General features: G+C 41.5%; 15 protein-coding genes and 1 pseudogene. 3 read left to right on the forward strand and 13 right to left on the reverse strand.

Translation table 11 applies throughout. The features are described 5' to 3' along the window. Positions 1-49: 49 nt before the first annotated feature. Complete coding sequence (locus tag IM496_RS10455; RefSeq protein ID WP_287661883.1) at positions 50-1,543, forward strand: carotenoid oxygenase family protein; 1,494 nt, start codon at positions 50-52, stop codon at positions 1,541-1,543. 44 nt (positions 1,544-1,587) lie between these two features. Here IM496_RS10455 and IM496_RS10460 read toward each other — a convergent pair whose 3' ends face one another. From IM496_RS10460 to IM496_RS10490, 7 genes are all read right to left on the reverse strand, one after another. After that, positions 1,588-2,463: a Tab2/Atab2 family RNA-binding protein gene (locus IM496_RS10460; RefSeq protein WP_287661884.1), complete on the reverse strand. Its 876-nt coding sequence runs from the start codon at positions 2,461-2,463 to the stop codon at positions 1,588-1,590. 220 nt (positions 2,464-2,683) lie between these two features. Next, positions 2,684-3,703, reverse strand: coding sequence for a glycosyltransferase (locus IM496_RS10465; protein ID WP_287661885.1), 1,020 nt, complete (start codon positions 3,701-3,703; stop codon positions 2,684-2,686). A gap of 208 nt (positions 3,704-3,911) precedes the next feature. Continuing rightward, positions 3,912-4,238: a DUF3593 domain-containing protein gene (locus tag IM496_RS10470; protein WP_287661886.1), complete on the reverse strand. Its 327-nt coding sequence runs from the start codon at positions 4,236-4,238 to the stop codon at positions 3,912-3,914. After that, positions 4,231-4,542, reverse strand: a complete 312-nt coding sequence (locus tag IM496_RS10475; RefSeq protein ID WP_110544284.1) for a DUF2499 domain-containing protein — start codon at positions 4,540-4,542, stop codon at positions 4,231-4,233. Before IM496_RS10475 ends, IM496_RS10470 begins: the two co-directional genes overlap by 8 nt. Positions 4,543-4,735: 193 nt before the next feature. Then, a complete protein-coding gene (gene gshB / locus IM496_RS10480) occupies positions 4,736-5,710 on the reverse strand; it encodes a glutathione synthase (RefSeq protein WP_287661887.1) in 975 nt (324 codons plus the stop codon). 15 nt (positions 5,711-5,725) lie between these two features. Then, positions 5,726-5,986 (reverse strand): glutaredoxin 3, encoded by a 261-nt coding sequence (gene grxC / locus IM496_RS10485; RefSeq protein WP_110579702.1) that lies wholly within the window; start codon positions 5,984-5,986, stop codon positions 5,726-5,728. Between the two features lie 62 nt (positions 5,987-6,048). Next, on the reverse strand, positions 6,049-6,642 hold the full coding sequence (locus tag IM496_RS10490) for a hypothetical protein (protein ID WP_287661888.1): 594 nt from the start codon (positions 6,640-6,642) through the stop codon (positions 6,049-6,051). A gap of 86 nt (positions 6,643-6,728) precedes the next feature. Here IM496_RS10490 and IM496_RS10495 point away from each other — a divergent pair, with 86 nt between their 5' ends. After that, entirely contained in the window at positions 6,729-7,169 is a 441-nt protein-coding gene (locus IM496_RS10495; protein ID WP_104395948.1) for a hypothetical protein, read from the forward strand. Here IM496_RS10495 and IM496_RS10500 read toward each other — a convergent pair. After that, a complete protein-coding gene (locus tag IM496_RS10500; RefSeq protein WP_002763635.1) occupies positions 7,166-7,453 on the reverse strand; it encodes a YggT family protein in 288 nt (95 codons plus the stop codon). The two genes, IM496_RS10495 and IM496_RS10500, sit on opposite strands and share 4 nt — an antisense overlap. A gap of 537 nt (positions 7,454-7,990) precedes the next feature. Here IM496_RS10500 and IM496_RS10505 point away from each other — a divergent pair. Continuing rightward, a pseudogene (locus tag IM496_RS10505) lies at positions 7,991-8,284 on the forward strand (type II toxin-antitoxin system PemK/MazF family toxin); the annotation flags it as partial. A 31-nt stretch (positions 8,285-8,315) separates the two neighbouring features. On the opposite strand, the gene IM496_RS10510 reads toward IM496_RS10505, so the two are convergent. The 5 genes from IM496_RS10510 to IM496_RS10530 all read right to left on the reverse strand — a co-directional run bounded on the left by IM496_RS10510 (position 8,316) and on the right by IM496_RS10530 (position 11,393). Next, complete coding sequence (locus IM496_RS10510) at positions 8,316-8,504, reverse strand: DUF433 domain-containing protein (protein WP_287661891.1); 189 nt, start codon at positions 8,502-8,504, stop codon at positions 8,316-8,318. Positions 8,505-8,610: 106 nt separating this feature from the next. Further along, positions 8,611-8,739, reverse strand: coding sequence for a hypothetical protein (locus tag IM496_RS10515; RefSeq protein WP_256386900.1), 129 nt, complete (start codon positions 8,737-8,739; stop codon positions 8,611-8,613). A 154-nt stretch (positions 8,740-8,893) separates the two neighbouring features. Further along, the gene (locus IM496_RS10520; protein ID WP_287661889.1) at positions 8,894-10,678 is read right to left on the reverse strand and encodes an ABC transporter substrate-binding protein; all 1,785 of its coding nucleotides are present in this window, start codon (positions 10,676-10,678) and stop codon (positions 8,894-8,896) included. A gap of 3 nt (positions 10,679-10,681) precedes the next feature. Continuing rightward, entirely contained in the window at positions 10,682-11,161 is a 480-nt protein-coding gene (locus IM496_RS10525) for a hypothetical protein (protein WP_194017562.1), read from the reverse strand. 25 nt (positions 11,162-11,186) lie between these two features. After that, positions 11,187-11,393: a hypothetical protein gene (locus IM496_RS10530; RefSeq protein WP_228009803.1), complete on the reverse strand. Its 207-nt coding sequence runs from the start codon at positions 11,391-11,393 to the stop codon at positions 11,187-11,189. Positions 11,394-11,591 lie beyond the last annotated feature (198 nt).

Raw genomic sequence — 11,591 nt, forward strand, 5'->3', positions numbered from 1 at the left:
GGTAGTTTTAAGTTATGTTAAGAAAAGTAAATATAAACTTAAAACTACCATGGTATTAACTCCGACAATTGGCGAAAAATCCTATAATCGTCAGGATTGGCAAAAAGGCTATCAATCCCAACCTAACGAGTACGATTACGAGGTAGAAGACATTGAGGGGCAAATTCCCCCCGATTTACAGGGTACAGTCTTTAAAAACGGCCCCGGTTTACTGGATATCGCTGGCACTGCGATCGCTCATCCCTTTGATGGGGATGGTATGATCAGCGCGATTAGCTTCAATCATGGGCGCGTACATTATCGTAATCGTTTTGTGAAAACCGAGGGTTATCTCCAGGAACAGAAAGCGGGAAAACCCCTTTATCGCGGTGTTTTCGGCACGAAAAAACCGGGGGGAATTTTCGGCAATGCTTTTGATTTGCGTCTGAAAAATATTGCTAACACTAATGTTATCTACTGGGGTGATAAATTACTGGCACTTTGGGAAGCGGCCGAACCCCATCGCCTCGATGCTAAAACCCTTGATACTATTGGTTTAGACTATCTCGATGGTATCTTGGAAAAAGGCGATTCTTTTGCCGCTCATCCTCGCATTGATCCCGCTTGTATCTTCGATAATCATCAACCTTGTCTGGTAAATTTTGCCATTAAAACGGGTTTGTCGAGTGCCATTACTCTCTACGAAATTAGTCCCACGGGTAAGTTATTACGTCGTCATACCCACAGCATACCGGGCTTTTGTTTTATCCACGATTTTGTTATTACTCCCCACTACGCTATCTTTTTCCAAAACCCGGTTGGTTATAATCCTTTTCCCTTTCTTTTTGGGTTAAAAGGTGCGGGAGAATGCGTCATTAATCAACCGGACAAGTTAACTAGGATTATTATTATCCCCCGGGATCCTAACAAAGGAGAAGTGAAAGTTTTAGAAACTCCATCAGGTTTTGTCTTCCATCATAGCAATGCTTTTGAACAACTTGCCCCGAGCTACGTCGAAGGGGGGGAGAAAATTTATATTGATTCTATTTGTTATCAATCCTTACCACAACTGGATTCAAATAGCAATTTTCAATCGGTAGATTTTGATAGTTTAGCTCCAGGACATCTGTGGCGATTTACACTAAATTTATCAGAAAATACCGTTACAAGAGAATGTATTCTAGAGCATTGTTGTGAGTTTCCCAGCATTAATCCTGCAAAAGTTGGTCGAGATTACCGTTATTTATACATCGCTGCCACTCATCATGCCACTGGTAATGCTCCTTTGCAAGCAATCTTAAAACTGGACTTATTAACGGGAGAAAAACAATTACATTCTTTTGCTCCCCGGGGATTTGCGGGTGAACCAATTTTTGTGCCTAAACCCGATGGAATTGCTGAAGATGATGGTTGGTTATTGGTAGTCACCTACGATGCAGCCAATCATCGATCGAATATGGTAATCTTAGATGCTAAAGATATTACTAATTCCCTAGCAGTTATCCATCTTAAACACCATATTCCCTACGGGTTACACGGTAGTTGGACTAGACAATGTTTTTAAGTTAATTCTGTGGGGGTGGATTGAAAACCCACCTTTGCTAAACTCTACTCTTGAGAGCCTTCTTGTAGTAGCCAAAAACCAGCGAAGGATTCCGATTCAGGGTTAGATTGAACGGCTAAAAAATGCAGATTATTCGCTTTTTGTTTAGCTTCTTCAAAGTTTTTGGCTTCCTTTAAAGTCTCGGCATTAGTAACATTGACGAGAATCCAGCTATCACTAGCACCCGTTTCTAAACGTAGCAGAGGACGAGAACCAGTTTCTAACTTTAAATAGGCCATTTCTAACCCTGACATCCAACCAGCTAATGGTAAAGCGCGGGGAGAAAAAATAACTAAACCGGGGATTTTTAGATTCTCATCTAATCCCATTCCCAGTATAGGCAAATTTTCTCCGAAGCTAATATCCCAATCTTTTAAATCATTAAAAGAAGACAATTCTAGCGTGACAAAGGCCCATTTATCGGCCTTATCTCCCCGGACAGCATCGGGAAGGGGAACAGCATTTAAAGGAGGATAATTCACGGAAGCGGTTTTAGTTAAATTTTGATCATAACCAACTTCTTGGGGGTAGAAATTAACCATTCTTTCTTCTATCCATCTCGTTAAAGCATGAGTGCGACGACTAGGGGAAGCGGGAATACCGATATCCTCACAAGCTTTGCTAATCATGTTATTCATCTGACGACGGAAAAAGCGAATTTTTTTGGGAGTTACCCCCGCTTCCTTGATAGCTGCAGTAATTGCCTCTCCTAACCATTGGGAATTAACCATCGTATTAGGACAATAACTGGCATATTTAAATAGTGTATCGGAGGAGCGATCGATTGTTGCCGGAGTTTCACAGATTAATAATTCCCATCTTTTTTTATTATTTTCATCCACCACCGGCCGCGAATAAAAATCAAGTTCCCAAATAGTCATATTTTTTTCAGTTATCAGTTATCAGTTATCAGTTATCAGTCATCAGATTTGAGTTTTCAGTGAACAATAAGTACCTAAGCAAAATTAATTACACATATCTAACCCCCCCTTGCCTCTTGCCTTTTGCCTTTTGCCTTTCTTCACTAGGAAATTTATTTTGCACGACTACTTATTAAGTGGCAAGTTCCGAGATGTCTTTTCACTGATTACTGTTTACTGATTACTGCTCACTGAAAAATTCCCTATCCCCGACAACAGTACGAACGCGGTAGATAGGACGTTTTTGGGATTCATGGTAAGTTCGCATCAAAATTTCTGCCAAAAGACCAAAACAGAGTAATTGTACCCCAGTTAAAAAGAATAACACAGCTAGGATTAACAAAGGTCGATCGCCGATTTCTTGTCCGAAACCGAGTTTGAGAATAGTCAGATAAGTGCCTAAAATAATCCCCACTACCATGGATAACAGTCCGTAGAGTCCAAAAATGTGCATCGGACGGGTGAGGAACTTTTTCATAAAAAAGACAGTAAATAAGTCCATAATCACGCGAATTGTGCGACCTAAACCATATTTACTCTGTCCGAACCGTCTAGCGTGGTGATTAACGGGAATTTCGGTTATTTTTGCCCCTTCAATAAAAGCTAACGCGGGTAAAAAGCGATGTAATTCCCCGTAGAGATTCATATCGGCCACTAATTCTGCTCGATAGGCTTTCAAAGAACAACCGTAGTCGTGTAATTTGACCCCTGTAACCTTGCCAATCAGCCAATTAGCTATTTTTGAGGGTAAAAGCCGTTTTACCTTGTCATCTTGGCGATTTTTGCGCCAGCCACTCACGAGGTCATAACCTTCCTCCAATTTGGCCAATAATAGGGGTATATCATTGGGATCGTTCTGTAAATCGCCGTCGAGGGTAACGATGACCCGTCCCGTGGCATAATTAAATCCAGCAGCCATGGCGGGGGTTTGTCCGTAGTTGCGTCGCAATATCACCGCCTTGAGATCATCGCGATTTTTAGCTAAATTAGTTAAAACCTCGGTGGAACCATCCTTAGAACCGTCGTCAACACAGATAATCTCGTAGTTAATTTGATAAGAACGCAAAATCGAGGCGATACTCTCCACGAGATGGGGAATACTGTCCACTTCGTTATAAATGGGAACCACTACCGATAAAGTCTGGATGGCAGCCTGCGGGTTTGGTTCGTTGACACTGATGGACGGTGTAATCGGGTACATAGTTGACTGACGCAGGGGCCTTTTGGGGCGATTGTATCACAATTCAGTGATCAGGAGATAGGAGACGGGAGACAGTATTCAGGAGTCAGTATTCAGGAGTCAGTATTCAGGAGATTATTTTTATTTATTCTCCCCACACCCCACTTCCCCACTTCCCCACTTCCCCACACCCCACACCCCACACCCCACACCCCTTATCCCTTATCCCTTATCCCTGTTCACTGCTCCCTGTTCCCTGTTCCCCTTTCTCTGTTTGCTTTTTGGCTAAAATTGCCTGACGAAAACCTAAGACGACGAGAATATTGGAGAGGGTGAGGAAAAGTTCGGCGCTGCCGTGTAACCAATCGACGTTAGCTAATTCTTGACCATAGTGGATTTTGGCGTAGATACCAGCAGGAATGGTGATAAAAACGAAGATTAACAGCACATAAAAGCCAATTAAGGCTAAACGGGGCATTTTTCCCGAACGAGTGACAAACCAAAGAAATCCCAGATAGGGAAACAGGGAAATGGCAAATAAACTGTCTTTATTCATTGTTAACGCTGATTTTACTGGAACGCCACAGCCACCAACCGGCAGCACAGAGGGTAAAATTTCCTAAGACAGTCATGGCTGCCTGTAGGGTGACTAACCAGGATAAGGCACTGATATTATCAAAAAAATGCCATGTACAGGCACACATGGCCCCAATTAAAGCGGGTAACATTCCCCAAGATAACATTCGCCACGATCGATCGCTACTGATGTCGCCATAGGTCCAGACTAACCAGATCGCCGCTATCCATTCTACGACACTCGATACATGAACTATCCACGTCGGTATTGATAAAACATTCATTCGCAAAGGAAAAAGTAAAAAGTTAAAAATAGGTTTTAGGGTGTTAGGGTTTTAGGGTTTTAGGGTGTTGGGGTGTTGGGGTTTTAGGGTGTTAGGGTGTTGGGGTTTTAGGGTGTTAGGGTTTTAGTTGAATTCCCCCATCTCCCCATCTCCCCATTCCCCCATCTCCCCATTTCCCCATCTCCCCATCTCCCTAATCTCTGCTGCCCAAATGATTTTCTAGCCATTTAATTACCTGTTGACCTAAGCTAACATTGTTTAATCGATCGATCTCGCGAATGCCGGTGGGACTGGTGACATTAACTTCCGTCAGATAGCCACCAATCACATCTAATCCGACAAAATATAGGCCATCTTCTCGTAATTTTGGGGCTAAAGTGGCACAGATTTCTAATTCTCGATCGCTGATTTCTGTTTTTGCCACTCGTCCACCCACGGCCATATTACCGCGAAATTCTGAACCAGTAGGAATGCGATTCACTGCCCCGATAGGTTCACCATTGAGGACAATAATGCGTTTATCTCCTTCTTTGGCAGCTGGTAAATAATCTTGAATCATTACCGGTTCTTGTCCCCATTTTGTGCTAATTTCAATCATTGAATTGAGATTGCGATCTTCGGGACTAAGAAATAAAATTCCCTCCCCTGCTTTGCCGCCTAAAGGTTTCATAACTGCCGCCCCTTTTTGGTTGACAAATTCCCTAATCGTTGCTTTATCTTGGGAAACAATTGTAGCTGGCATTACCTGAGCAAAGTGGATAGTATATAACTTTTCGTTGGCATGGCGTAAACCCCTAGTTGAGTTAATTACTTGGGTTTTTTGTGGGTCGATCAGGTCTAATAAATAGGTGGCATAAAGATAGGCAATTGTCACGGGTGGGTCTTTTCGCATCCAGACAAAATCGAAGTTTTCTAGGCAGGTAAAAACTGTCTCTTGTCTTTGATACCATTGAGATACAGCCACCCAATGATTATCTTTTAACTCCACAGGAACCAGTTCAATTTTAGTTAGTTTTGCCCAAGCTTTTCCCGCAATTGCACTGAGATCTGTGATGGAAGTCATCCAGATTTCATGGCCTAATAATTGGGACGCTTCCATGATAGCTACACTGGTATCATGGCCCGGATCGAGATGCTCGATCGGATCGATAATAAAGGCTAGTTTCATTAATAGTTTTTATCCTTAATTCTGCAACAGGGGAGCTAAACCACCACTTCTATCTAAAGCATAGATGTCATCGCAGCCCCCGATGTGTTGATCGTTTATAAAAATTTGTGGTACACTTGTACGACCATTGGCTCGATCGGACATTTTGGCTCGCGCTTGTTCATCACCATCGATACAATATTCAGTAAAATCCACTCCTTTTTTCTTGAGTAATGCTTTAGCGCGGATACAGAAAGGACAGGAACTCCAAGTATAGATCTCAACTTTAGCGGCCATAAAATTTATCTCCCTTCTTTACAGTTCTTAATTTTAGCCGATAACCGAGCAGTGATCTTCCTTCAGGTCAGAAAACGCCAATTAGGTCGATTCCACCGATATATTCCTTGTATTTCCCATTCTTCACCGTTTTGAAAGCGAATACGGCAACTAACAGGGGGGGAATCATCCTCACTTTCCTTTACTCCTATTACCTCACAGGGAAACCAGTCGCAACTATCGGCAGCGTCTGCGGGAATCCATTCCCATAATCCATTAGACACCTCGATCGTATCTCCCACCTGTAATTTTTCTCTGGTTAACCTTAATTTTTGTAAATATTCTTGCCAATGAATCGGTTTTATGCTGTTCAACCAAGCCAAGCCATACTGATCGCGGATAAATTGTACCGCACCGGAAGGGCGATCGTTAAGCCAATCATTGAGGAGGGAACTTTTCCAAGCTAAATTTTCCCGTTCTTGTTTGAGGATAAATTCCAGCAAAATCTCCCTTTGCATAGATGTTAATTCGTCGAGGGGATTGCCATCAGCGAGGGAATTTCGCTCAAAAAACACCTCTAACAAAATTTCTTTTTGTTGTTGATTGAGAGGACAGGATAAAGCCTCACACTGGAGAAAAGCCGCTTTGAGAGTGGTTTCAATCTCATCTCGATCCATGAGAGTCCTAAAAAAGCTGATTTCAAAGGGTGACGATCCACGATAATCTAAGTATTGGGGAAATCATACCGTAAAATCACTGATCTATGACACCACGCTCGCTCACCGTTTTACTGCTTTCTGCTCTCTTCTGGCTGTCTAGCTTGCTTATCATCCCTACTGCTCAAGCTTTGACCCCAATTCAACTATTAGATGTATCTTACAAAGACTGTCCCCCCGAATTAGCCGAGGGGAGTGTCACCAGTGGGGGAACCAGTTTTCCGGCTAATTGTTTTTTAATCACCGGCAAAGCTAAAAATAATTCTGGAAAAACCGTCTATGATGCCGATGTTTTTGGTCGGATTTACGATGCTAACGGGGAACCAGCTTTACAAAATCGTAGCCGAGTCGGGGCAATTCCCGAAGTGCCACCGGGGATTAGTGATTTCGAGATCAGAATTTCTGTTTCTACCAATCAACCAACCCCCTTACGACTGGAAAAATTCAAAGCTTCCGGTTTTACCACTAGTGTGGATCCTCGGATTTAGAAACTGCTACTGACCAGACTGCTGGCCCCTGTGGCTACGACACTCTGAACAACGTTGAGCAGCAGGAACGCGAGAATCGGGGACAAGTCCATTCCGCCTAGGGGTGGGATAATCGAGCGAAAGAGGTTTAAATAGGGATCGGTAATCGGACTGAGAAAAGACATAATCTGATAGGCCCAACCAGCATTTTGGAACCAAGTCAGTAAAACCCTAACAATTAGGATTACCGAGTAAATTTGCAGGAAATTGTTGATTATCGTCAAAATAAACCCTATATCGCTCATAAATAAATATTCCCTCAAGAGGGCGTGATGGTTAGTTTAGCTTTGATCTTACCAAAAAAATGGTCTTTAGTTACCGAAAAATTGGGTTTAAAGCCCCGCCCTTTTAGGACGACTTTATAAGATGTATGATATTAAGAATAGCTGGCAGGGTAAGCAACCGCTTAAAAAACCCAGTCATCGCAGGATGAACGCACCGTTCGGCAAAAGCTCACGGCCGAAGCCTTGAAAACTAGAGTTATGGGGTTCTATAGGGGAATGCTCCTATAGGTAAAAATTCTGGCTCTTTTGAGTTTGGTATGCTTCTCGGCCGGTTTATCAGGAGCTTAAGAGCTTGAAACACCTTCCAAATAAGTCTTTCGTGTTTTTTTCCAGATCTAAATTGAATTAATCCCTTGCTGGATAGGGTTTCCAGCTAAGTGTAACATCGATTTGCATTGCGAAACTCAGATGAACCAAAATTCGGTTCATCCGAGTTTCGCAATGCTAAAGTAATAGACTTGTTACAAGATAGAAGAAACGATGGACAACCTGTAAGCAATGAAGGGTAAAATCGTATTGATTCAATTTCCCTTCGACGATTTATCTTCCAGTAAAGTTCGCCATGCTTATTGCCTAACCAATAAAATTGGAGGCTATCAACACATTATCTTTGCTCTGATCACCAGTCGTATTCCCGAAAATCCCCTTCGTAGAGATATTATTCTGAGATCAGAAAGTCCAGATTTTATGATAAGTGGTCTTCGCCAATCCTCAGCCATCAGGCTTGATCATTTGGTAACACTTCGATCTTCACTGATTCAGCGTGAACTAGGCTCATTATCATTAAAAACTCAAACTTTAATTATAGATATTTTGTCCGACCTTATCCCAATGGTTTTTCAGGTGTCCGGGCATACTGCGACAATAGGTTTAAGCTGGGTAACTCTTGGAGAATCTGCTGGGAAGTATAAGCTTTTAAATGGTAGTTGATGACATCCTCAATCCCAATGCGATGTCCTTTAATGCGGATGTCATCTGGAGCAAAAACTTCAAAGTATTCTTCTAGTTGCATGGTTTTCTTGGAGCAAACCTTTTCTTTTAATTGTAGCATCGCTACCAGTTATCAGTTATCAGCCCGGCTCTTTGATAACTGTTCACTGATAACTGAAAAGGTGTTTCTACTGCCAAGGATGAAGTGCAAGAAAGTGTAAATTCGCCGCTAGTGTTGACTTCGCCATTGTCTTCCCTCTAGCGGCCATGGTTGTCTGGTTCTGCAAAGCTGTTCCCGAAGGTTCAATTAGTTTCACCTTTAAAGCTCTAGAAATCCACTTTGAGGTAAAGAAAGGAAGCCGGACTTAGGAAAAAAAGACGGCAATCGCTTTCAATCAGTATTAAGGGTTAGCCAGTATCTACACAGAACAAGCTGTGTGCTGGAAACAACACACCATGCTGGTCAAGGATTTATTTTGCGCCAGTCCAGTCACAAGGAGTCGTTGAGCAGTCGGGGCTAATTAATGAGCTAGATTGGTCTTCCCGGTCACTTCCTTTTAAGGTAATTTTCCCCGTTAATCCTTCAGTATTAAAATCATCCTTAGCTAAGGTGTTTCGTGTCCCCTCTCTGCTAGGCGTTTGTCCCTGTTCAAGCTGTTGTACGATAGCTTCAACTAACATTTTTGTGGCATCATAAGCCATGGCCATTTGCCAATTGAGCTTCGGCTTAGTTGAAGTTGACCAAGGTAGTGGTTTCTGGTCAACAAAATCAGCCAGTTTTTTACTCTCTTCATCAGAGGGATACCAAGGTATAGCTATTACCATCTTTTCTAGAGATTCCCTGCCAATGGTATCGACAAGTTCTAAAACTTCGTCATTAAACAGTGGGTTGTTCCCAGCTATCAAAAACGTCCCCCGATTTTCCTTAATAATTTGAATTTTTTTCTCCTTGCTCTCCGTATCGATAAAAGCATCACTTATAATAACTAAGGCTGTTTTGTCTTTAATCTGATTAAATTTTTGCTTTAAACTGTTGACTTGGTTTATTGGTGATGTCGTTATATTTACTTCACCCTTTATATTTATACTTAACTTATCTAATTCCTCCTTAAAATTGTTATAAAAGGATTGTGCTACCAAATCATTATCATGGAAGATTATCACTTGTTGATATCCTTTTTTTTCTAGGTATTTAACTAAGTCTTGAGCTGCGATTTCTGTCGTAGATACAGGTCGAAAAAACCAAGACAAGTCCTGACTCTTATTTTTATCTTGAGCCTTGAAAGCCTCTATCGTAGCCGTACTTGTAGGTGAAATTAGCACTAATTTTTCTAGATAATCATCTAATACATAATAAGTTGCGTGACTCGAATACGGTCCAATAACCCCCATAATTTTTTCCCTACCTACTAATTCTTTAGCTACCTTTAAGGCTTCATAGTCATTGTTAGAATCGTTCGCCATGACAACTATTAATTTAAAAATACCATTGTTTTTATTAAATTCAGCTTGTTGCCAACCTACTCCAGTAAGAATACTTCCACCAAAATCTGGTGGTATTTTATCGCCAAAGCCAGTAGATACAGCAATAGTAAATACATTCTTTGGACTGATAGTGCCGCTTTTTAGTTGATACATGACACGGGCATTATTTAGAGCAATTAAAGTAACTGGATCTTTCTCTTGTTCCCAGGCTTTTTCTAGATAACTAATAGCCTCTTTATAATTACCCTTAGCGAATTCTTCTCTTCCCTTTTCTTCCCCTCGGAGTAGTTGTCCCGATGATGGATAATGGTGAAAACCAAGTTTTTCTCCACAACTTATAAAATCAGGGGTGTTATTACACGCCGATAATGGATCGGTTATCTCTCTTACATAAAAAATAACCAGAGAAATTATTAATGCTAAAATAAACAAAATGGCAAACTTAAACCATTTATTGAGTTCTATCAACCAGCGACAAAATAGCATTATTCTCTTTTTAGTCCAGCGATAAGATAAATTTATTGTATTTATGATAATTGGGGGAATTACAAATCTGCGTCGATTTGAGTTATCACTGCTGTTAGGATCATTTCCCGATTCACTTGAGTTGATTGTTTTTTCTAGTTTCTCGATTTCTTTCTCACATTCCTGAATTCCCTTTCGCAATTCAAATTTTCGAGACGCATCAGCAGTTATTGCAAGTTCACACTGATAATGAGCAAGTTTTTCTTCCCAGTTCCTCTTAGCGTCTTCTAGCTTTTCCCGCGACATTTCCTACCTCCGAACTAATCTCTTAATGGACTTCCATGCTTTGTACATCAATCCCTCTGTCTCAATCTCCAGTTCGTAGGAGGCAATCATCGGAATCAAGGGCAGAACGACCTTCAACTTAGCTGAGGCTGCCTTGTTCTGTTCTTCTAACTCGGCTCGAATATCTTGCAGTAGGGGAATCAGTTCTCGATGATAAAAAGTTAACGAGATGCGATCGATGGATTCAACAGCCTGCTCTACCTTTACCAGCTGACTTGCCGCTTCCTCATCCGAGATAATGATCGCTTCTTTTGGGTAAATCTCCCAATATTCTGCTTCATATCGACGAATATTTGGGAGAATCTCTCGCTTAATTCGCTGCTTTAGCTCAAACTTGGCGGGTTGACTACTACTGATAATCAACTCTTGTTCAAACTCACCCAGTTTTTCGTAGAGTATTTCTAGATTGTCCTCTAAATATGCTAACCGTTGGCGATCGCTCATTGAAAGTTCCTCTCCTTCTTACAAACTAATATTTTTTTACCAAAGCCTGTAGTTCTTCTACCTTGGCTTCTAGTGCAGCCAATTTCTGACTCAACGGTACAGTCTCAGCACAGCCAAGATATTGAGCGCACCGCAATAACAACCACATCCGTCTTAGAAGTGCCACGTTGCTCATCTGTAACCATCTTACTCGCTGTGCTATTGATTGTCGCCATTTTTCTGGAGAAAGCATAGAGGTAAGCGACGTTTACAGTGGGTTTCTATTTTTCCGCCTCTAATATCAGCTAAACTTATCAATGGTATAAGTAACAATAGTTTCAAACCCCTTTACAAACCGATACAAAGTCTTTAAGATAGAGACATCATCAATCAATCGTACCTCGACAACCTAATAGGAATCATAAACCAATGACCACCACTCTACAACAGC

Origin of the sequence: Microcystis sp. M049S2 (assembly GCF_020245625.1) — a bacterium.
Classification (GTDB): domain Bacteria; phylum Cyanobacteriota; class Cyanobacteriia; order Cyanobacteriales; family Microcystaceae; genus Microcystis; species Microcystis ichthyoblabe_A.